The organism is Dyadobacter sp. HNCC25DJ187 (genome assembly GCF_056895255.1).
The window spans coordinates 14332-35916 of record NZ_JBXHAT010000007.1 but is presented as its reverse complement, the minus strand read 5'-3'; the positions used below and the strand labels follow the sequence as shown (position 1 = coordinate 35916).

General features: G+C 46.6%; 20 protein-coding genes. 3 read left to right on the top strand and 17 right to left on the bottom strand.

The window, feature by feature from the left end; translation table 11 throughout:
- The first annotated feature begins 22 nt into the window (after window positions 1-22).
- The 3 genes from AC1XUE_RS25740 to AC1XUE_RS25730 all read left to right on the top strand — a co-directional run bounded on the left by AC1XUE_RS25740 (window position 23) and on the right by AC1XUE_RS25730 (window position 2659).
- Entirely contained in the window at window positions 23-163 is a 141-nt protein-coding gene (locus tag AC1XUE_RS25740; RefSeq protein ID WP_483358870.1) for a hypothetical protein, read from the top strand.
- A gap of 110 nt (window positions 164-273) precedes the next feature.
- The gene (gene fabD / locus AC1XUE_RS25735) at window positions 274-1152 is read left to right on the top strand and encodes an ACP S-malonyltransferase (protein ID WP_483358869.1); all 879 of its coding nucleotides are present in this window, start codon (window positions 274-276) and stop codon (window positions 1150-1152) included.
- A 256-nt stretch (window positions 1153-1408) separates the two neighbouring features.
- Window positions 1409-2659, top strand: coding sequence for a tyrosine-type recombinase/integrase (locus AC1XUE_RS25730; RefSeq protein WP_483358868.1), 1251 nt, complete (start codon window positions 1409-1411; stop codon window positions 2657-2659).
- On the opposite strand, the gene AC1XUE_RS25725 is transcribed toward AC1XUE_RS25730, so the two are convergent.
- From AC1XUE_RS25725 to AC1XUE_RS25645, 17 genes are all read right to left on the bottom strand, one after another.
- Window positions 2656-2844: a hypothetical protein gene (locus AC1XUE_RS25725; RefSeq protein ID WP_483358867.1), complete on the bottom strand. Its 189-nt coding sequence runs from the start codon at window positions 2842-2844 to the stop codon at window positions 2656-2658. The genes AC1XUE_RS25730 and AC1XUE_RS25725 overlap by 4 nt on opposite strands.
- A 92-nt stretch (window positions 2845-2936) precedes the next feature.
- The gene (locus tag AC1XUE_RS25720; RefSeq protein ID WP_483358866.1) at window positions 2937-3218 is read right to left on the bottom strand and encodes a hypothetical protein; all 282 of its coding nucleotides are present in this window, start codon (window positions 3216-3218) and stop codon (window positions 2937-2939) included.
- 185 nt (window positions 3219-3403) lie between these two features.
- A complete protein-coding gene (locus AC1XUE_RS25715) occupies window positions 3404-6718 on the bottom strand; it encodes a phage tail tape measure protein (RefSeq protein ID WP_483358865.1) in 3315 nt (1104 codons plus the stop codon).
- A gap of 4 nt (window positions 6719-6722) precedes the next feature.
- Entirely contained in the window at window positions 6723-7181 is a 459-nt protein-coding gene (locus tag AC1XUE_RS25710) for a hypothetical protein (RefSeq protein ID WP_483358864.1), read from the bottom strand.
- The gene (locus tag AC1XUE_RS25705) at window positions 7178-9238 is read right to left on the bottom strand and encodes a hypothetical protein (RefSeq protein WP_483358863.1); all 2061 of its coding nucleotides are present in this window, start codon (window positions 9236-9238) and stop codon (window positions 7178-7180) included. The genes AC1XUE_RS25710 and AC1XUE_RS25705 overlap by 4 nt, the downstream gene beginning before the upstream one ends.
- Window positions 9226-9759, bottom strand: a complete 534-nt coding sequence (locus tag AC1XUE_RS25700) for a hypothetical protein (protein ID WP_483358862.1) — start codon at window positions 9757-9759, stop codon at window positions 9226-9228. Before AC1XUE_RS25700 ends, AC1XUE_RS25705 begins: the two co-directional genes overlap by 13 nt.
- A 4-nt stretch (window positions 9760-9763) precedes the next feature.
- On the bottom strand, window positions 9764-10285 hold the full coding sequence (locus AC1XUE_RS25695) for a hypothetical protein (RefSeq protein WP_483358861.1): 522 nt from the start codon (window positions 10283-10285) through the stop codon (window positions 9764-9766).
- Window positions 10285-10740 (bottom strand): M15 family metallopeptidase, encoded by a 456-nt coding sequence (locus AC1XUE_RS25690; protein ID WP_483358860.1) that lies wholly within the window; start codon window positions 10738-10740, stop codon window positions 10285-10287. Before AC1XUE_RS25690 ends, AC1XUE_RS25695 begins: the two co-directional genes overlap by 1 nt.
- Window positions 10737-10952: a hypothetical protein gene (locus tag AC1XUE_RS25685; RefSeq protein ID WP_483358859.1), complete on the bottom strand. Its 216-nt coding sequence runs from the start codon at window positions 10950-10952 to the stop codon at window positions 10737-10739. Before AC1XUE_RS25685 ends, AC1XUE_RS25690 begins: the two co-directional genes overlap by 4 nt.
- Window positions 10953-10980: 28 nt before the next feature.
- Window positions 10981-11346 (bottom strand): hypothetical protein, encoded by a 366-nt coding sequence (locus tag AC1XUE_RS25680; RefSeq protein ID WP_483358858.1) that lies wholly within the window; start codon window positions 11344-11346, stop codon window positions 10981-10983.
- A 31-nt stretch (window positions 11347-11377) separates the two neighbouring features.
- Window positions 11378-14524 carry an SGNH/GDSL hydrolase family protein gene (locus AC1XUE_RS25675; protein ID WP_483358857.1) on the bottom strand — a complete coding sequence of 1049 codons (3147 nt, stop codon included), beginning with the start codon at window positions 14522-14524 and terminating at the stop codon, window positions 11378-11380.
- Between the two features lie 3 nt (window positions 14525-14527).
- Entirely contained in the window at window positions 14528-14935 is a 408-nt protein-coding gene (locus tag AC1XUE_RS25670) for a hypothetical protein (RefSeq protein ID WP_483358856.1), read from the bottom strand.
- Window positions 14932-15303: a hypothetical protein gene (locus AC1XUE_RS25665; RefSeq protein ID WP_483358855.1), complete on the bottom strand. Its 372-nt coding sequence runs from the start codon at window positions 15301-15303 to the stop codon at window positions 14932-14934. Before AC1XUE_RS25665 ends, AC1XUE_RS25670 begins: the two co-directional genes overlap by 4 nt.
- Window position 15304: 1 nt before the next feature.
- Window positions 15305-15787 carry a hypothetical protein gene (locus tag AC1XUE_RS25660; RefSeq protein WP_483358854.1) on the bottom strand — a complete coding sequence of 161 codons (483 nt, stop codon included), beginning with the start codon at window positions 15785-15787 and terminating at the stop codon, window positions 15305-15307.
- Window positions 15774-16100: a hypothetical protein gene (locus tag AC1XUE_RS25655; RefSeq protein ID WP_483358853.1), complete on the bottom strand. Its 327-nt coding sequence runs from the start codon at window positions 16098-16100 to the stop codon at window positions 15774-15776. Before AC1XUE_RS25655 ends, AC1XUE_RS25660 begins: the two co-directional genes overlap by 14 nt.
- A 2-nt stretch (window positions 16101-16102) precedes the next feature.
- Window positions 16103-17554: a hypothetical protein gene (locus AC1XUE_RS25650; protein ID WP_483358852.1), complete on the bottom strand. Its 1452-nt coding sequence runs from the start codon at window positions 17552-17554 to the stop codon at window positions 16103-16105.
- 2 nt (window positions 17555-17556) lie between these two features.
- A complete protein-coding gene (locus tag AC1XUE_RS25645; protein WP_483358851.1) occupies window positions 17557-21570 on the bottom strand; it encodes a hypothetical protein in 4014 nt (1337 codons plus the stop codon).
- Window positions 21571-21585 lie beyond the last annotated feature (15 nt).

The window sequence follows — 21585 nt, the reverse complement described above, 5'->3', positions numbered from 1 at the left end:
ATATGAAACAAAAGATGTAAACATCAACTGGGATGGTAAAACAAATGCGGGTAAAGAACTCGCAGCAGGACAATACTACTATGAAGTATCAGTAACATTCGAATCCGCAACCAGAAACCCCAAACCGACTACCATTAAAGGTTGGGTCCAAATCGTTAGGTAGAAAAATTATTCTTTCTAATTATATTAGAAAAAATAATTTCTTTGTAGCCTGATTCTCACGAGTCAGGCTATTTTTTTTTATCACCAGAAATGTAATCCACTACACATTTTATGAAGAAGGCATATATTTTCCCCGGCCAGGGATCTCAGTTTAAAGGTATGGGACTTGATCTGTACCAATCTTCTGAATCAGCGAAAGCGCTGTTTGATTCTGCTAACGAAATCCTGGGTTTCGACATTACCAAAATCATGTTCGAGGGCACAGATGAGGAATTGAAACAAACCAATGTCACCCAGCCCGCTATATTTATTCACTCAGTTGCGCTTGCTAAAACCAGTGCTGACTTCGCCCCTGATATGGTTGCAGGCCATTCACTTGGAGAATTCTCTGCTTTAGTAGCAGCAGGTGGCCTGCCATTTGAAGAGGGTTTAAAGCTGGTTGCGCAACGTGCAGATGCTATGCAGAAAGCTTGTAAAATCCGTCCATCAACTATGGCTGCTATTCTGGGCCTGGACGATAAAACCATAGAAGATATCTGCGCTTCTATCACTGACGAAATCGTAGTTCCTGCCAATTATAACTGCCCCGGTCAAGTAGTTATTTCCGGAAGTATTGAAGGTGTTGAAAAAGCATGTGAGCTACTGAAAGCTGCTGGAGCAAAAAGAGCATTGATACTTCAGGTTGGCGGTGCCTTCCATTCTCCACTGATGGAGCCTGCCCGCGAAAAGTTGGCAGCAGCAATTGAAGCTGCAGAATTCCAGACTCCAATCTGCCCTATTTACCAAAATGTAAATGCAAAGCCTTCCACTGATATCAGTGTGATACGCGAAAACCTTATCGCACAGCTAACCGCACCAGTTCGCTGGACGCAATCGGTGGAAGCTATGGTAGCGGACGGAGCTACGGCATTCACGGAATCAGGACCAGGAAAAGTGCTTCAGGGACTGGTTAAAAAGATTGCCGGACCGGTAGAACTATCAAGTATTTAAATTTTTTTTCACAAAGACTTGACAAATTAAATCATCCTACTTACTTTTGCAGCACTATTTACGGTTTTGGCCGATGGTGTAATGGTAACACTGGACATTTTGGTTGTCTCATTCAGGGTTCGAGTCCTTGTCGGCCAACAATAGTAACGAAAAACCTCTCATACTATGCGTATGAGGGGTTTTTTCACTTTCAAGACGCTTCCAAAAGGTCAACATCCGGCTGGCATTTTCAAAATTACTTCCAAATAGTTTTTCCATGAAAACCACCATAGGACTGCGCTGCAATAAGGATTACACGAAGAAGAATGGCCATAACGCCCTGTATTTATTGGTGGGTGTGAACAATGAATGGGATAAGATCAGCCTGGAACTTGACTGGCCAAAGGCACTTCTAAATGAAAAAAACAATCAGCTACTGCCACGTACAAAGCAGGATCCGGAATGTAACGACTATAACCTGGTGATCAGGGAAGCGATAGCGAAGGCAAACGATATCTTCATCACCTGCCGGCTACAAGGGAAGGAAATCACGATGCACGATTTCATGGAGATGTATAACAACTATCTCCGGATGAAAGATTTTGCTGCTTATATGTACGATAAAATAAAGGAACGCTACAAACGAAAAAAAATAAGCGAGTCCACGATGAAGTCGCATGTGAACACCTGGATCTGGCTCACCACCTTTAAAAAGGAAATCAAGTTTCAGGAGCTCAATAAAAAATTCATTGAAGGTTTTGAGCACTGGATGCAGAAACAGAACAACCGGCGTAGCAAGGAAAAGAAAAAACTGGATGGGAACACCATTGCCAACATCATGAAGTATATCAAGGCATACATCAACCTGGCAATTAAAGATGAAATTCCGCTGAAGAATCCGTTCGAGAATGCCGATGTAAAAACGCACCAGGACGTAAAGATTATCGAGCACCTTCGGCCATCGGAAGTGGCCGAGCTCATGAACTACTACCAGGGTGATATCCCTATCGGCGACAAACTAAGCTTGTGCCGACTACTCATTGCGTGCCATCTTTCCCTGCGGATCTCCGATATCCTGAAAATAAACAACCAGAAGCTGGCCGACTACAAAGAAGCCCGGAAACTGATATTCCACCCGACAAAGCAGGTACTTACCAAAAAGCTAAAAACCGTATATGTCCACATCGATGAACGGGCCATGGAATTACTACAGGATTGTGTGGACTTGCAAAACGAAGCACAGGCAAAAGCTCTCAAAATTACCGAGCCCTATGGCCGGAAAGTTCTGCGACGGATAGGGGAAAAACTACATATAGATGTATCCGGCTTTCATATCGGCCGGCATACGTTCGCCACTACCTACATAAGAGCCGGCGGGAAAGTGACCAACCTTCAGCAGATCATGGGGCACTCTAATATCAATACGACCATGCGGTATGTCCACATTGTGGAAGAAGATACGGAAAACGACATGGTTTCTTTGTCCAACTTTTACGCCAACGCTAAAACAAAAAAAGCCTCTGATTAATCAGAGGCCAAATTATTTTCCTTCTCAAAAACTACTATTGCCAGTCGCAACCACCTTGGAAACTTCCCCGGCCTATTCAACACCGTGCGTACACTGCCAGGGCTATTCCCTGTAATCTCGGCCACATCAGCATCCTTCCATGCATAGTGCGCCTTCATTCTTTCATACCTCTGTTTCCACTCCATCCTTTTGTATATTTGCAGAGTCCCCGCCACGCTGGAATTAAGACTGATTAACTTGACATTTTTCAATCGTACCAGTGGCGGGGATGTTTATGTTATCTTAATTCCGAATATTCGGAATCTACTATCTCAGCAAATTTTTCTAAAAACATCTCGCGTGCTGACTCCGTAGCTTCTTGCTCGTCGCTAGAATCTAAGTTTTGTCCTTCAACAAACGTCAAATGCAATTGACCGTTCTCATCTAAATTTGTTTCAGATACAGCATGTTCGTAATACTGAACACCGTTTTCAATGGCTTGTGATGCCGCTTCGTCAATTTTAGCAAGGTTATCTAGATTGTTGCTGTTTTCGAATTTAAGTTTTGCGTAAAGGTTCATTTTCGTACCGTTTAAATTGTTTCTGATTAATTAACTTGACAATTCAAAGGTAAGAATAATATTTAGATTGTTAACATATGTTGACAATTATTTTCAATTTATTTTTTCAACTACCAAAAAGAAGCCCGTGATTTCTCACAGGCTCCGTTCAGAATTGCTCCTTTTTTTGTAATTTTTGTAATTGCTCAGGCACTTGCGCGGCTCCGGATATTGTCCAGGTCATCCGTATATCTTTCCAAGAATGAATAATTCCAATTACCTTCTTTCGCCAGGATCGCACGCAATAGCATTACTACTTCGGCATTTGATTCCACCGGGCCACTTGTACTACGTTTCGCAGGCATAGCAGTACTGCCGCCGCTTTCGAAATGCCGCTGTTGTCTCAGCGCTTCTACACCTCCTACAAAATCTGCGATCGCCGGATCTTTCAGCATGGCCGAGCTGAGTACATATTCAGCCTTATGTCCTTCACCGGCAATGTAGCTGCGCGGTCCCAGATCGAACAACGTCGGGCGCGATACCCAACCTTCCGGGTTCCCGCTCTTATCCTTATATATAGATCCGATATCGGTGAAGCCGCCATGTTCCCGGAATGCAGGCATACTTGGCTCTTCTGCTTCCGACATCAACTGTTTCGCCTTTAACATCCCGCCAGACACCGCCGCTACTGCAGCAGCAATCCGGAGGGCTACCGTGTAAGGATCTCCTTTGGTACCAAGGGCAACAGCCGCAGCCACAGCCGTTCCCGTTTCCACGGCAATCTGGAATAACCCTAACGCCTTTTGAAACTCGGCGTACTCACTCTGGTTACTTGCGGCCAGGCTCAGTACATCGGCGATTACCTGCCCACCCATTCGCATAGCATCGCCCGTCTTCGTCACATTGTCCAGGCGAATTGCGAGTAAATCACGGTCGGTTTTCGCGATCTCCCGGTTTACTTTCTTCTGCTGTTCTACATCCAGCGCGCCGTACTGCTCCCGGAGCAATCGCAACCTTTCCAAGTGGGAACGAACAATATCTTCCTTACTGGTACCAGCTTCATCGGCAAGAGAAATTTCACTACGATAGCTGTCAAAAATCCCACTCAGGAATGAATCCGTTTCTTTTAGGGTACGCTCAGCATTCAGCTTTTCAACTTCTGCACGCCATAGCTTTTCAATCTCTACAATCGATTCCCCCTTGGCTTTAGCTTGGGCAATTTCACGCTGGTAATGATCATTGATTTCAAACAGCTCTTTGTCGGCACGCTTTGCCCGGTCGTCAGCACGTTTTTGCTGGTACTCGTTTTCGTCTTTGGTTTGGGAATTGAGGAATTTTAGCTGACCGCGGATCGTCTTGTCAAAATCGCCCAGGTACTTTTTATTGTACTTGTCGTTGATCTGCCCTACTTCCTGCGTTTGTTGTTCATTAATTTCTGCGATTTCAGCAGCATGCCCCTTTGCCCGTTTTCGCAGCTCATCATACTTGTACTTCACAGCCTGCAACTCTTTCTCCTGCTCTTTTAAAGTGTTCAGGGTCAGTTGCTGCTGATTCTTTAGGAGATCATCGTTTAAACGCTTCCGATCTTCCAGGGCTTTTTTCGCATCCTGTTCCGCTTTTTTCTTTTGCTCTTCACTCAGCGCGATCGGGCTGTTGTCAATTTCGTTTTCCTTGGTTTTTACGGTACGGGAAGCGCGGCCGGCAGCTTTGTCTGCAATCCCGCTCAACTCACGTTCCTTTTTGACGATATCCAGGCGCTGCTTTTCAATCTCTGCCAGTTCCTTTCTTCCTGCTGTTATCTCATCTGCACGCATTTTGCGCTCAAATACACTACCGGTTTCCGTATCCTGCTCTCTCACAGTACCACGATTGAGTGTCTCTTTCAATCGTGCAGCCCTTCGTTGCAGCATTTCCTTATCATGCGAAATTTCTTCTTTCCTGCTACTGCGCATGGTATCCAATAACCTGCGCTGTTCAATAATGAATTCCTGCACAAGTCCGATATCCACACCCAGCACATTGCCATACTTATCAAACTCATACGCTGCTCCTGGTACCACTTCGGCAATCTCCGCCATAATCTTCCGGAGTTCTTCCGACTCCGTGGCTGTCTTATCCGTTTTTATGCTCAGTTCGTCGTAGCGTTTTATCAATCCGGGTAGTTTCGATTCAGCAGCCAATACTTTGTTTTGCTGGGTTGCCAGCTCGGCCATCTTTTCATCCATCTCACTTACCACACCAAACCACCGGCCAAAAGTCCTGATCAGCGGATCCAGGCTTGCAGCTGCTTTCTCCGTCCAGGCAGTCACCACCTTCCCTATCTTTTCAAGGATGGCAGCAGAGTTTTCATTTTTGACGTTGTACTCATCGATCACCGACGTTCCTTTTTCAAAGCTGGCATTGGTGATATCCTGCTGTTGTCTGAGCAGATCGGTATTTTTGGTGAGTGCACCCAACACCTGGGCACCTTCACTGCCTTCAATACCCAGCTTTTCCAACGTATCCACCAGTCCTTCCACACCTTTGGTTGTGCTTTTAGCACCTTCCAGTACGCGTATAAATGCCTCGTTGCCATCCGTACGCAGCAATTGGCTAAACTCTTTCACTTCCATGCCGGCCAGTTTGGCGAATTTTGGGACATCCTTCCCAAGTGCCATGATCATCTTGCCAATGTTCGTGGCAGACAGTTCAGAGCTTTGCCCCAAAATATCCATCGTCGCAGCCAATCCCAATGTATCGGCTATGCTGATTCCCGCGTTTGGCGCAATACCAGCAAACCGCTTTGTCCAGGCTACCAGGTAACCTTCGTTTGCTGCAGAACTTGCCCCCACGGTATTGATAGCAGATCCCACTTTCAGCATCGACTTTTCAATACCGAATTCTTCTTCCAAGCCGAATATCTCTACCAGCTTTCCGATATCGTTCAGGGCTTCTTCCACATTGCCGCCCAGATCTTCACCGAGTGCTACATTCAGGATATCAGCAGCCTTCACAAAACTGAGCACATCCTCTCTCGTATCGAATCCAAGTTTACCAGCCACCACAGCCAGTTTTCGCAATTCTTCAACCGGTGTACGTGTATCTATTTTATTCAGATCGTCATTCAACCCTTCCAGATCATCACCAGTTAATCCGGTTTGTTTGGATACATCAGCCAGGGAATCCGACAACTCACCATTTATGCCTATCAGCGCAGGGATGGTTGAAACCAGTTTTTGTATAGCCTGCGTCGCAATATTTCCACCCACTACCCCGCCGAGTATATCTTTCCAGGAAAGAGAAAATTGCTTTAAGGATCCTGCGCCGCCACGCACTTCGTTGATCATGGCCGTATGTGCAGCACGTACCTTTTCAAGTTCCTTACGGAGTTTTTCGAAACCGGCAGGATCGTCTGCCTTTTTCATGTTCAGCAGCTGCCGTTCCAGACCGATCATGGTGGTGCGTACTTCTTTGATCGTAGCTTTTGACTGCTCACCTTTGATGATCAGCTGAATAACGGCCTGCTCGTTTACCTTTGCCATTTCTCTACATATTAACTGTTACAGTATTACTCAGCAGGGTTTCTGCCATTTGGATCATGCCCATGCCATAGCGCTGAGCGAGTATTTCACTCAGGCGTTTTTCTTCCGAAGTCTTTCTTCTTGAATACCATTTAATAGGCTTACGTGGCACATCCTTTCGGTGTATACCATATCGTTTCCGGAGCTGGGCTGCATTGGTATTCACACCACGTCCCACACCCATATCTATAAAGCGGCCATACATTAGGAAATCAATCTTCAACACATCCAGCCCGGAAGCCGACATGGTGAACTTCCGGCCAAAGCTATTGTACAGATTCTTTGATCTGGTGAGCTTGCGCCGGGTACCATACAGCTTTTTATCCTGCTCCTTTTTGAAGCGATCCACTGCGATCTTTAGAAAGGATTCGTATGTGCCCTTCAGGTTTATTCGGGCATTGAGGTCTAAGTCTGTGTAGTTCATCGTGCTCTATATCCTTCACCGTCCAACATCGCCCAGGTAACCCATTTGATCAGCCCTTGCGGGTTGCCTGATATCGCGGAATTAACCTGCGTTTCTATTACCGTTCTGTGGCCTGAGATGTAGACACTTTCCTTTGTGCATACTTTTTTATTACCGCCTACGGTGTCGTAATCAGTTGTGCACTTGCGGTACTCGCAGTTAAAACCGAGCTGCGTTTCCGGTGTGGTGAAAAGGCCATCTTTCCAGATGTAGGCCACGATATCCACGTACTCCGTATTCCGGCTGTTATTCCCGTTCGGAATAATGGTAGGGTTTTCCAACTTCAACTGTATCCAGGTATTGATCAGCTTACTATCGAGCGGGCTTTGTGCTCTCAATAGTTTTGGTACAGATTGGCGTACTTCGATTTCTGCCAGCAAATGGCCATCTGGTGCGGGTAGTTCGTACTTCATCGATTCAAGCAGGTACCGGCCTAAAACAAAGTTTTCCAGCTTGAAACCTACAGGTACCGATGTGCTGACATCACTCAGCTTTGATACGGTGAGTTTCATCAGCACGGTGATTTTCTTGGCATAGGCCAGGAATTCATAGTACGGTTTCTGGTAACGCTGCCAGATATCGTCCGGCTCACCAGGGAGCAGGGATAGCCCACCGAACACTTCATATTTCGAGTTGTAAGAAACCGAGCTGGCATACGGATAAAAATTTCCAGCCGTATCCTGCTGGTTACCCCAGTAGATCAGCATCCGCAATCCCCAGGGATTTTTTGCAGGCGGGATTTTATCCGGATCATTCGCATCGAAGTACGGTGAATAGTTGGCAGATTTTTCGAAGAAAGGGTCTGCCAAATTACCGGCTTGTTTGGCAGCTGGTAAAAGCCAATTAGGACCGGCATTGGTAACATTGCTGGTACTCTTAAAGCTATCCATCCGAAGGGTACCAACCGACAGCGACAAATCTTTTGCATTATCACCCACATTAAATGAAAAGGTGGTCTTCAGTTCTTTGGGCTGAATGTTCTTATTATCGAAAACGAAAGGCACATAGCGCACATACTTATCGTTACTATCCTCGTATGTTTTCACAGTGAATCCCGTCACTTCCGATTTTTCCACCCCCACCGTACCAGGGACCACGTAGCTGCTCAGGTCGGTGTACTTGGGTTCCTGTGAAAGTGACTTATAGGTATTGAAGATGGCTTTTTTGGCCGTGACGTTGATATCTATACTCAGGCCGATGTAGCTGCGCAGGGATTTGAAAAATTCCGATATCGAATAATCTCCCAGGTGCCTGCCGATCTCAACCGTGTAGCCGCCGGTGGTGGTATCCATCCCGGGCATGGTTTGGGTATTGAAGATGATCAGGCGGGAAAGTAACGGATCCGTGAACAATGTTCCGGATGCAGCAAATCCTAGCTTAGTACATATATAGGATATCAGCCAGCACACATACACCATGGGTACCAGTAGCCTGTCGCCGTTACCCAGGTGAACGCCGGAACTCGCAGGTAACGGTTTGCCCACATGCCAGAAGTTGGTCACCAATGGCCGCTGATAGTTTGCTGTGGGCTTAAAATCTGCTTCCACCATATCTTCATTGTGGAAGGGCGGGAATACGATCGGGTAGGTATTGGGTTCTGCGTAGGCAAGTGTGGCGATACTGGTACGGGTAAGGTCATCACCGGCATAAAAGAAAAACCGCTCCGTCACAAACTCCCTCACAGGCACGTTCCGGATCTTATCCGCCAGCTCTCCCAGATCTATCAGCAACGCAGCATCTGCATATTTGCCGGATGTCTTGTAGGTCAGAGTAGCAACAAACGCATGCGCACCGGCGCGGACGTGCACCTGCAGATCGGGTTCCAAAGGACTTTCGGGCAGATGTCCGTGCGCGATGAAACGCCGGTTGTTCTCATTCAGGGGAAATTTGAACGGGTACGAATAGCTGCCTCGTATGATATCGTCGGTGTCGAAGATCGTGCTGTTGATTTCGATCGTGAGCTTCTGCCCTGGTGGGAGTTGCAGGGTAAGTCCGGAGGTGTTTTTTATTTCGAGCATGGAGGTTCGTTTGATCCAGCAGGCGTTATACTGATATCTAAATAATACTGTTCATCTGTGTGACTATTCCAGTAACCACCCCTGTTCAGATTTATAACATAGGAATGTCTACCGCCTGGCAATACAGAAAACATATAACCGCGCTCAGCTATATCAGTGTCGTACTGAACTCCCCTTAAATGTATATCAAACGCCTGTATGAGATCCATTTCAGGCTTTGGTGTATCAACCCAAGGTATTGCAATCAAATCCATATCCCTATTCATGCTGCCATGCATAACCAGGTTATACCCTTTAATTTTCGCAATCTCCTGTAAAGCAGGAAAGCAAACCGCAAAAAATTGAGGTTTGGGTTTCAATGCCTTTGGATGATCAACTATGCAATCTCTACAGACTACGCGACGCTTGTTTCCAAAAAAAAACTCATCACATACAGCACATTTACAGATATATTTATTTTCTCCTTCCGGATAATCTTCTGGCCAGTTTTTAGGCGAATCCAATTGTGGTATTATATCCATTTGGCTATACTATATAAGGATAAATGAACTTAACCACTGTCACGAATATCCACCATTCCAGCCAGGTGGTGGATATAAACGTGGCGGCGAAGCAGAGCATGAACAGCGCTGTTTTCCACCAGGCTACTTTGGCAGGTTCCGGAATGTGCCAGCCGTTGAATGCGTAGCCATCTTTCTCTATTGATTTGTAGCTGTGACTTTTATCAATCATCGCCAGAAACCCGGCCAATCCTTCACCGAGTATCGTTTGTTTTTCCAGCACTTGTCCTTTGCCAGTGGCGCTGCTGACGGTTTCTTTCTTATGCCCGTACAGATAGCCTCCCTTTTGGGTGAACAGTGCATTAAGCAGGGAACGGAAAGTGGTATTGCCATATACATCTTCCGCATAGGCAGCATCCAGAAAGGTTTCATTGATCCGCTTCCAGAAATCGCCATAACGGATACCGTCGGCGATGGTGTGGAACAAAAAAGGAAACCGAAGTGATCGGGTAAGCAGCTTTGATACGATCCAGAGTAGTACGCCCATTATTTCAAAAAGTTATCCCCCTGAAAATGCATTCCGTCTTTACTTGCATCTGACCAGTCAGCGCCGCAGATCCAGCCGTTGTTACGCCATACGGTAAGGAAGCGGTCTGACCAGGTTACCTTTCCGCGGAATGGATTGGTTTGCGCGTTGAAATCCACAGCAATACCGAAGGCATGCGAAGAAATACCGGAGCTGCCGCGTTTGGTGCGGATATTGAAGCACCCGTCGTAGGTCACAATCTCGGTATGCAGCTTTGCTGTGATCAGGTCCTGCAATGTTTTTTCCAGGTGCGGCCGCACCAGTTTGTTGATGTAAATCTTGGTAGGCAGGCATGGAATAGCTTTTTCCAATGCAGCAGGCACTGTCCAAATCTCCATCCATTTAGCCTCAAATAGCCGGTTGTTCTGTACCGGGTTGCCGAACTTCTTGATCAGCTGCGCTTGTGTAAGTCTCATCGTCGTACCTTATATTTAAGTTTATACACTTCCAGGATCATCCACATGGCCACGCCGAGATGCGTGATATTGACCTCAAAGCTGGTACCGCTCGGGTGGGCTGCTTTGGTGATTTGCGCAAACGCACCCAGGGCTACCAGCACCAGCGATATTCTTTCCAGAAAGTGTTCCCGGTTCCCGTCCGTGAGACGGATCAGCGCTGCGTAGATCATCCCGCACAGAAATAAAATGTGCATCGCGTTACTCAAGGGAGCTATCAGATTTTCCATTTTTCGACAGTTTTATATTTTCTGCTATTTTATCGAAGGTTTTGTTGATGAATCCTTCCACGATCGCAAACCCTCCGAAACCGATCGCAAACGAAATGCCCTTGTAAGCCTTCCAGCCTGTAAGCTCACCAATGAGCTCGGTGAAATAGATGGCGATCAGGTAATTGGCAATTACCAGCGTCACCATGCGTGTCTTTCCGCGTTTCTCACCATCGAGCAGCCGGGCGATTGTCCCGAAAAACGCCGCCATACTTATATCCGGGGCGACCGGAAAAAACAAATCCCAAAATGCCATTACGTCTGGTTTTAAAACGTAGGCAATTTGGGATGTTTTCACGCGCAGGCGTTGGACAGGGGGAAGGGGTGGGTTAACTTTGAACAGCACCGTAGAACAAAGTGGCCATACTGGCAAACCCATCAGAATTCAGGTGCGTGAAATCTGACATATACTTATCGCGCGCTGTTCCCGTATATTCCGCAAAAGGAAGTTCATCAACAGAATCATATCCATTTACGCGATCAATACAGCTGTGATAGTCAGCTATAAATATTTTCTCAGACTCCCTATTTCCAAAATCGGCATAGAGATTTCTTGCAAGTTGCCAATAGGCATCATGCCGACGCTCAGTTGCATATGTGCCAATCCCACCCTGTTTTCCTGAAGTTACTGGAACACCAACAATGATTTTAGTATTAGCGTTGTACGCTTTTATACTTGCTATCATCGTATCATACCGTCCCTTATATGTAGCATATAAACCGTCGAATGTGGCAGGAGTTGCTTGTGCAAAATCATTTGTGCCCAGTAATATAGGCACAACATTAGGTGTAAAGCCAAACATTGCCGCATACTTACCAAATTGAAAACTCCAAACCAGCCCGGTCACATTTACCCATGCAGACCCATCCCACCTTTTATAAGCCGAATCAGCATTGAAATACATCACATCATTTGTCGCCGGCGCAAGTAATAGACCTGTGGTGGGTGAAAATCTTGCAAGATAGGTACCGTCAACACGTTGCGTATCATAATTCTCTGGGTTATTGTGTGCATTAATCCAGTAATATGTGTTACCGAAGTAACGGTAGGGATCTTGAGGTTGCAAAAATGGTGTAAACAAAAGGCTATTTACCGTGAAATAATTTGCCAGTGTCCAACCGCCACGCCCTTCACAGTTAACAAGCGGAGAAGAACTGGTAGATCTCCGCAACCCGTGGAATTTAACAACAACACCCTGAGCGCTCGCAGCGGCCATAAGTGCGTTGATGAATGTTGACCGAAAGGTGTAGCTGTCCCCAATAAGCATCATTTCAATCCCTGCGCTTATAACCTCAGTGACTGTTTTAATAGTGAAGCTCTTAGTGTGAATAAGGCTGAAAAATTTATCATAAGCTCTGATTACACCAGCGGTGTTCCCTATTTCACCAAATGTACTTTTTGCTGCCCGACCTGTCACTTTAGCAGATGTAAAAGATACTTCCAGCTTACCTTTCCATTCCGATTCATATCTACAAAGATTTTCATAGAATATAGATATATCCTTGCCCTTGGGTACATACAAAATCGGAGAAATAACAGGTTCAGTTATAGCCTCATTGACGTGGGTCGCCCAGATTGGTGCACCATCTTCTTCGCCTATCTGCTGCTTAAACTGCTCTGTAGATGATGAAACAGAGCCTGCTTCTACCTGGAAAGCCCCCCATGCTCCGACAGCTACCGAACACCTTAAATATACTGCACGCGCCGGTGCCGTCTGAGTTCTGTTTGTATCACTAGCATTACTTCCAGATATGTATACAAAATTCGCATCATACCAGGCAATCTGATTCTTATAGCTCAACGTGTATATATCTGCCGTTGCTACCGTCATAAATCCAGTGCTGTTGTACGCAGCATTCGCAATCAGATTTCCGGTTGTTGCACTTACGTAAAACCCGGTACGAACATTAGGATCTTTAATATTAAACAGGTTCTTCCCCCTTCTAATAAAAGAAGTTTTTACTGCAGAAATAGATCCGGTCTTTATGTTGCTGTTCCCTAGAGACAACAGTGAAACTAATGCATTGGCCAACGTTGGTATATACTCCTGGCTTAGTTTCGAAGCCTCTATCAAACCATCCAGCGTTAAACCGTAAGGTACGGGTGTAGTTTCAGAAGATCCTAATTCTACCTGAAAGTTTGTCCAGGCGCCTACCGCTACAGAGCAAACCAAAAACGCAGCACGCGCTGGTGCTATTTGAACTTTACTGGTGTCAGCAGCAGTGCTACCAATGATAAACCGCTTACGCTTGTCAAACCATGCTATCTGGTTTTTATAGCTCAAAGTATAACTTACTCCTTCCTTTGCCGGAATAAAGCCTGTCACATTGTATGCCGCATTCGTGGCTATTACGCCATTTGAGGCTTGCACATACTTACCCAATTGCCCGTCCGCTATGTTAAAAAGGTTTTTACCAGGGGCTATGAATTTTGTTTGCAAAGCACTAATTGCCTGAAATGCTATGCCGGTATCCGGCAATACCATTTCATTCTCAAACTTGTCACGAAGAATATCCGCATATTCCGGTGTTAGTTTATCTACCTCTACAGAAGATCCCATTATTTCTCTAACTGTATATTGTTCAGTATCCGTCCCTGCATTTCCTATTTCAAATTGAAATTGATCAACTCCTGACGTCCAGATACTTAATCTAACGTACTTGACGCCTGTCTGTCTAACGAACGTATTTGTAGCAGTTGAAACTCCTGCTGCTGGCATAACTACTTTGTCAGAATTAAATGCAGCTATGTACCTCATTGTAGAATTATCGGCAATACTTCTTCCAAACCATGTTTGCGCTTCTTCTACGTCGATAAAATCGGTAAGAGAATAAGTTGCATTGCTGATAATATTACCAGTATTTGTCATGTAAGACCCCTGAGAAGTAGTGACCTTATTGTGCTTGTTTTTGCCGATCCGTTCTTTTATAAAAGTTGTTTTTTTAGGAGTGACCGAATTTTCAGATGGTTCACCAACTGTGATGGTATGTTTCGTCCACACACCTCCCAATTTCCTCAATTGAACCATTTTGGAAGTAATTTCCTCACTTGATATCGTTACTGCATTGAAATTACTGTACGAACCCGCGATACTAGGCCACACCGTGTCCTCATTTTCTAATGGAGAATCCGATGGTATTACATTTCTTCCCCTCGTAATTGTCTTACTGGCATTAGAAACTATCTCTTCTGCATTACTTACAAGCCCTACTAACTGCTGCCTATATTCATCAGCCGTATCCATGTTTTCATACCGAGGCACCAGGTGATCCAGCGTAACCCCACCATTATACCAATACTCTTTCATCACACCCTGCACCATTACAAAGCGTACTTTTCCTGCACGACGGTATTCTGCAGGAGTGCCGTTATGCGCGGCTGCAACAGATACCCAAGGGTTACCATTAGGCTGAAATTGAAAAGCAATGTCAGGCTGATCACTGAGATTTTTGAAAGGTTCGCGTGCTTCTGGCATGAGTTAAGAAACGTTGAATTGTGTTGTTGATGAAAATTGAGTGGCACTTGCAGAGCGGTATACACGCCAGCCATTTACGATGCCAATTACCGTGAAAACGCCACCGGGCCCAATCGCTCCCTGGTCGAAATCGTTGGCGTACCATTTGGTTTTGGCCGGTTCGGTATCGCGTTCTACGAAGTACAGATAATTGGGGGTAAGGTTACCGCCCCGAAAATCTGCCGTAATGTTGGCACCTGGTGTGAAATCCCCTGAGCCCTGCAGTACTACGATCTGCGCTTCTACCAGCATACCATTGGTACTCATCCAGCCCCAATAGGCTTTTTTTGTATTGCCTGTGTAGAATGGTACGGTGGATATCGTGATCTCTATCAGATCATCATTGTCGCGTGTTGAAACGGTTACGTTCATGATACTTTGGTGATATCGTCTGTAATTGTGAAAGTGCCGCGCAGGCGGGTGCGAACCTTCCCGTCGGGGTAGGCCTGCTGTATATCATATTGATATTGTCCCGGATTGATCTTCGCCATTTCATCGTGCGAAATAGCCAGGTGCAGCACACCCGTCAGTTCGGCGCCGTTCAATTCTACGGTGATACCGCCCTGCGAACTCAGCATAAAAACAATCGTATTCCCGCTTTTGATATGCATCGTAAAACTGCTGGTGTTTACCACTTCTTCCACGCCGTTACGGGCAATACGTACCCATCGATCGAAGGTATCACCACGGTAGGCCGTGATATCCCCACCGGTTGCCGGTCCTGTTATACTTACTGCCATCTTAGTAGTCTCGTTGTTTGGATCGATACAATATCACGCAGATCAGTAATAGGATGATCAATCCTCCCGCAATCGGCAGCACCCGTTTGCTGGTTGCCAATCCGGATTCAACTGCCTTGGTTTTTTCGGCGGTGTGGATCTGCTTTTGTTCCTGCTTCTGATTAGCAAAGGTTCCACGTTCGGTGGTGGTGGTTCGGGTGAGCAGGGGGGGCTGGGCAGGGGGATAAAGCGTAAGGGGCTTTTGGATAAGGGCACGGGGGCGTGGCTTGAAAAGCTTTTTCAAGATGCTGGGTTTTTCGGCTTTTGCTGGCTGAGTTTCTTGGTGAAGCTCTTCTTTCACCGCTTGCCCTGAGCCCGCCGCCCCAATTCCTTCACCCTTTTCCCCTTGCGCGAAAGTCTCAGTCACCGTCACTTTTTCCCAGCTGCCATTTGTCTGCTCCGAGCGAACGATGGTGCTGTCGGCGCTTGTTTTACTTTTTTTCATTACCCGGCAGCTGCTCATCAGAGCCGTCATTGCCAGTAGTAGTATCAGGTTTTTCATTGATGATCCAGTTTTCGTCTGTGTAATCCATTTGTATTGGCCAGTAGCCTTTGTGACTTTTATCGCCGCGCCTGATATATAGCAGGGATTTGAAGCGCTCAAATTCTACTATCTGCTTATCTATATCCCAGGGCTTAGCTGTGTCCGGAACGCCGTCTTCGTTTTCGTCGTAAAAGACACCGACGTTTTCCGGCCAGTCGGCAAGGCGTATTTCTTTCCCTTTTCGGACGTGTCCGAGAGCTTCGTACCAATTCATAGTTAGAAAGTTATGTTTCCGAATTTGGCTATACTGGTAGCGATTTTCACGGTATAATATCGCCCTGGTATAGTAGGGTGTTCGAATTCCACCGTTTTCAGGGTTGAATCCGCATACGGGTTGCATAGCCACCAGCTCATCACATTTCCTTTGATGCGTACGCGTCCCACAAACCGCTGATCAAACTGGCCATCCACCAGATCATCCGCGTCGTTATTAGCTGCTGCTAGCCATGGCCCATCATTCACGCGAAGGCGTACAAAGTATTCCGCTCCGCCATGCGTTTGCCCCCAGGTGTTTTTGAGTGCTGCCCAGGTCATTCCTGCCATATCTTCCACACCCGTTGGGCTGGTGTAATACTCCCTATCGGAGTTAGTCCAGTAGGGGAACTGTGAAAGGTCGGTTAGATTGGTTTCACCTGGTTTGTAATACAGTTCATCCCCTTTCATCCATACTCGGCTCCATAGCTTTTCCTTCGTGGATTTGCCGCCAACACCCCAGCCAATCGCACCATCTCCAAAAATGTAAGCGACACTAATAAGTGTGATGATTGAATTAGGGGATACTGGTACTTTTTCTTGTCGAGCAAACTTACCGCCATTGGGCAGATCCATCAGGTAGTAATTGTTGGGACGTTGCTCATGTATATTCGCAAAGAAAGCAACCTGTTTTTTCCCTGCCTTGTGTGCAACCATGCAGCTGTAAGCAAGGTTGAATGGTTCCCACCTTACGCGGTCAAACGCACCCAGGTATAAGGGATAACAACCCGTATCGCAAGCCTGGCATGGTGCACCTGGCAGCATATTGTTTCCCGGCCATGCATTCAGTGGCAAACGAAGCAAAGCTTTGGCTTCCTGCCTTCCCATCCAAAGCACGTTGTGTATAAATCCGTGCAGATAATCGAAGCCCAGCCATACGTTTTCTATTCCGTGTCGCTCCACCAGGCGTTCCTTCCAGCGCGTCCAGAAGGGGCCCCACCACGGCCAGTGCATACTCGCCGCGTGATTATTTTCCAACGTTTCGCAAATCACCACCGGATAGGTAATATCTGCGCTATTGCCTTTGTTGTAGCCTTGTTCTGCGGTGAGCGGTGTCCCGTTTGGAAACCACATCGCATTTAATATATTCGGCCAAGATCCACCTTCAGGCAGCCAGCGATCGGGTCCCACCTGCTGAAGGTTCAGTATCTCGTTTGTTTTCGAAACGTCGTTATAACCTTTACCACCTGGCTGAAAAAACTGATTTTGTTCTGCGGGAGACAAGGCCGCTATTTCATACTTATCCAAATGTGATATACCACGTGAGAATACTTGCTGTATGCTCCATTCCCCTTTTTTCATGATGAATACCTTACCGTCGTTCACCGATACCTGCGGTGTGATATCAGCCCAGGAAGGATATCCACTACTTGAATCATAGAGATCCAGTACTACTTGCTCTGCTTGTATCTCCATCGTTATTTTTTGTTAAAATATCCTGTGTAAAAAGCGTAGCTCACGTTCCTGCTCATTCCAGCACCGGCAGCATTATCTGTCTGGGTTGCCCAATTGTAAGTGTCAACCTCACCGATTCTGATCTGTGCTTTTACAAAACCGAAAGGTTCAAAACTCTCGTAGCGATAGTCGGCAAGACTTGTAGCACGCTTATATGTTACACCATTCAGGAAGTACCAGAACTCATATCCTGAAGGAGGCGTGAAAGTGCAGGCATCCCAGAAGGTATATATTCCGTCTTCTCCTATGCTCCATCTCAAGTCGAAATGCTCAGGCAGACATTTGGTAATAAATTTGATAGACATTTGTCCGCTAACCATACCCCGGCGGTCTATCCGGATAGTATCAGAAACAATGGCATGGTTCATTCCATTTCGAATGCGAACATTAGTGGCTGCATTATCAGGTATGTTTTTCACCGCATTATCTTCCCACAGGGCAAGTCCTACTCCTCCGGGCAATTCCGCGTTCCAAAATGCACCTGTACGATGCCAATCGGTACCATTCACTGAATATTCAAACCTTCGCGTGCCTTCACCTGTAAATGAATGCCAGGGTTCGATGAATTGAGCAAATGAGTTTATTACTTGCTGGCCGTTGTACTTTAAATTGCCAACCATAATTTCTCCTTTTGCATTGCCTATAGGTGCCCACATGGGCCCAAATTCCAGTTTCGAAAACTTGAATGTGCGTTGAAGGGTGTGTACGATATTGGTGTTAAGCCTGAAGATGTGAGTGATCCTAAAACGGCCGTGACGGTTTATCGGCACACCGTTCCAGTTCACAAACCTACTATCCACACCAGGCGAAGGGAATAGGTATTCAGTGTTATGAATTGTACTGGATGTTCCCTCTCCGACTGATGAGCCGCCGGTAGTCATCACTGACCATTCGCCGGGCATAGTCTCAAACTCCAACTGATACCTATGAATATTATAGGAGAAACCCAGGTTGCTACTCTGTATTGTGACGTTAAATCCTGCAGGCAAGCTACCTTCATACTCTCCTTCCGGAATCAGATCGCTGATGACTGCACCATCCCATCCGGATTTTAAGAGCCATTTTATAGATACAGGATCCACAGGAGTACCTACCGTCACAATAGCAGAAAGGGAGCCGACATTAACCCGGTAATGCGCCGCCGGATACCCTCCTGCATTTGCGATTACGATTTCAGTAGTATTGGCGATGAAATCACGTGTAGCAGAGTACAGTTTGTCATTAGTTGCGTTATTGAAAATCTCAGTCAATGCGGAAACTGTATCCTGCAATTTCAGTTTAATTTCACCGCCTTCATACTTTGGGTAGCCATCAGCCCAACGTAAAGTGGTGTCGGTTCCAATCGTGAAGTGCCGGTACGACCACGGGCTTTTGCAGTTCACACCGGCGATAGCAAGAAAATAAGCGCCGTTTGGCAACTCAGGAAAGGAAATGGAAAGCTCCGGGCCGGTAGGTGTCACTTCGCCTGCACGCAAAGCAGTTGTATCTGTTTCCTTGCTTACAATTTTCCAGCCCAACCGCGTCACGCCGCCGCCATGGAACCAGAAGTTAAGGCCAGCATTCCCATTTGCCACAATATCCTTTTCAAAATAGTGGTTCGGCCCCACAGGGCAGATTTCCCGATCGTCCGGTATTTCTTCGTCGATCGTCTCCACCACGATGGAGAGTGTAGTCTGCTTTTTTGTCAGATCGCTGATCACCAGCAGCATCTGCTCGGACGGTGTCATATCTTCGTCGATGGTACCAGCGAGCTTTACGATCAGCTGGTTATCAACAGATACTTCGACGCCATGCAGTTTTAGGTTGTTAAACTGTACATCCACTTTTAGTTCGTTGAATTCGTGATGAGAAGTCTTGTATGTTTTCAGATCGATGTATTTTGTGAAGGGTACGCCCTTTTGCACCACTACAGGAGGGAGCGCGGAGAATACAGGATTCTGAATCAGTTTTATAAATTCCTGATCGGTAAGTATCTGCTCAATACCATCAAGCGTCTTAGCATACTCCGGGACTGTACCGTCTTTTTCCAACCCGTTGATCGCATCCCGGAAATCCGCCAAAGCCACCAGATCATTCATGATGATCTGAATATTTTTGAGCGATTTCGCATAAGACGGCACGGTGGGGTCTGTTTCTACACCGTTTACGGCTTTTTTAAAATCGACAATTGAGCCATCCGCACGGTAGATCTGCGTTGCATCGCCGAGCGGTAATGTGTCCTGTTTTTGCTGTAACAGCACAAATAGCGCACTCGACTCTACAGCATTCCTGCTTCCCAGAATCGGATAAGGATCCAAGCGGATACCTGTGCCACCATTATTGCCACCGGAAGTGCCACCGCCGTCAATGATGATCGTTGCTGCTGTGAGCACGTTCGGCGGGATGTAATCACTTACATCGTCGTTCTCGAGTTCTTCCGCTTCCAGGCTGTCGTACCGGCGGGCATACTGATAGCCGAAAACGATACCGTACAGGTTATCCCCGTCGCGGCCTCGCTCAATGGTATCGCTATTGATCGCCACCGGATAAGCATTGCCTTCAATAATCCGGAACTTCAAAGGAGCGATGAACATATCCAGAAATCCGGCCATATCGCTTTTACGCATCCAACCGCTGGCTACTTCACCCGAGTTTTCATATTCCTGGTTCCACTCAACAAACTGACTTTCTGTGCTACCGAAATGGATCGGCATCAGCTTTTCACAGCTTTCTTTATAGATTTTCCACTGATCACTCTGGCGGCCATACGTCATCAACGTGTCCATCGCACCCCAGCTGTTCACATAAGCGAAGTAGCGGACATATTCCAGGTGCGCATAATTGAGCGTAAGCATGAGCGGTTCAGAGACATAACCGAGATCATCCCGGACGCGCACGGTGTAGCTTGCAATCGTACCCTGAATAATACCCAGGTTCAGCTGCTGAAATCCTACACCGAAAACCACTTTTTCGTATTGCTTTACATCGCGCACGATACCGCTATTGGTTTGTAGCGTACGGCCATCATCAAAAATGATATCCACGCTTGCATGCACCTGACGCAGATCGCCAAAGTTCACCCAGGTAAGGAACACGGGCTGATCGGCACGGATGTAACGCTGCTTCTTTTGCAGCATCAGTATTTTATCCTCCGTACCGGCAGGTGCTTTGAGTTTACTGGTGAGCGTCACCGGTGCCCCTTTCACTTCGCCAAAGCCACCGCGCAGGATGACAAAATCCGACGTGGTGGTAAGCGTGCCCATGTTACTCAGGTTTTCACCCGAAGCCTGGGCATAACGCAGGTAATATTTGCGCCGACTATCCTTGCATTTTTCAGCAACAGGAAGAATAAAGGAGGGTATTTCGGGTGTCAGGTACGGGTGCAGCAAAGAACCTACGTCGATAGCGGCCCGGCCTTTTGTATCCAGTTCAATCGCACCTTTCCAGACGCGTTGCGGGTTTGCATCGTCGCGGTCCCGCAGGTGCAATTCGATGAAAACCGAGTTGTTGATATTTGTAGAGTCGTCGGTACCGGCTACGAATTGCCGGATCTGACCACCGTTGAACGTTCTTGGATTGAAATTGTATTTAGCACCTGAGCGGCGTGCGAGAAAATGCACTGCCCATCGTGTGATCACTTCACCTTCTATGGTAACCGTTGTGGCTTCTGCTGTTACTTCAAAATCTTCGTTAATGAAATAATTTCCGGCAAAGTAAGGAACCAGACTTTTGATGTATGCTTCGTGATTGCCCGCAGGATTGAGATAGGCAGGGATAAGGTTACTACCTGCATCCGGCGTAGCACTGGTGTAAAAACGCAGCTCATTTTCGCCCCACTGGAATATCAGCTGGGCATCGACAGGTACCACACCGTTTACACCGAGTGCATTGAATGCATTAATACCCGGAATAATACCCTCGCGATCATCTTCGAACTGGAAGATAACGCGGTCCTTGCTGAAGGCGATGGGTTGGGGTGGGGTAATGAGTAATGCCATGAATCAAAATTACCC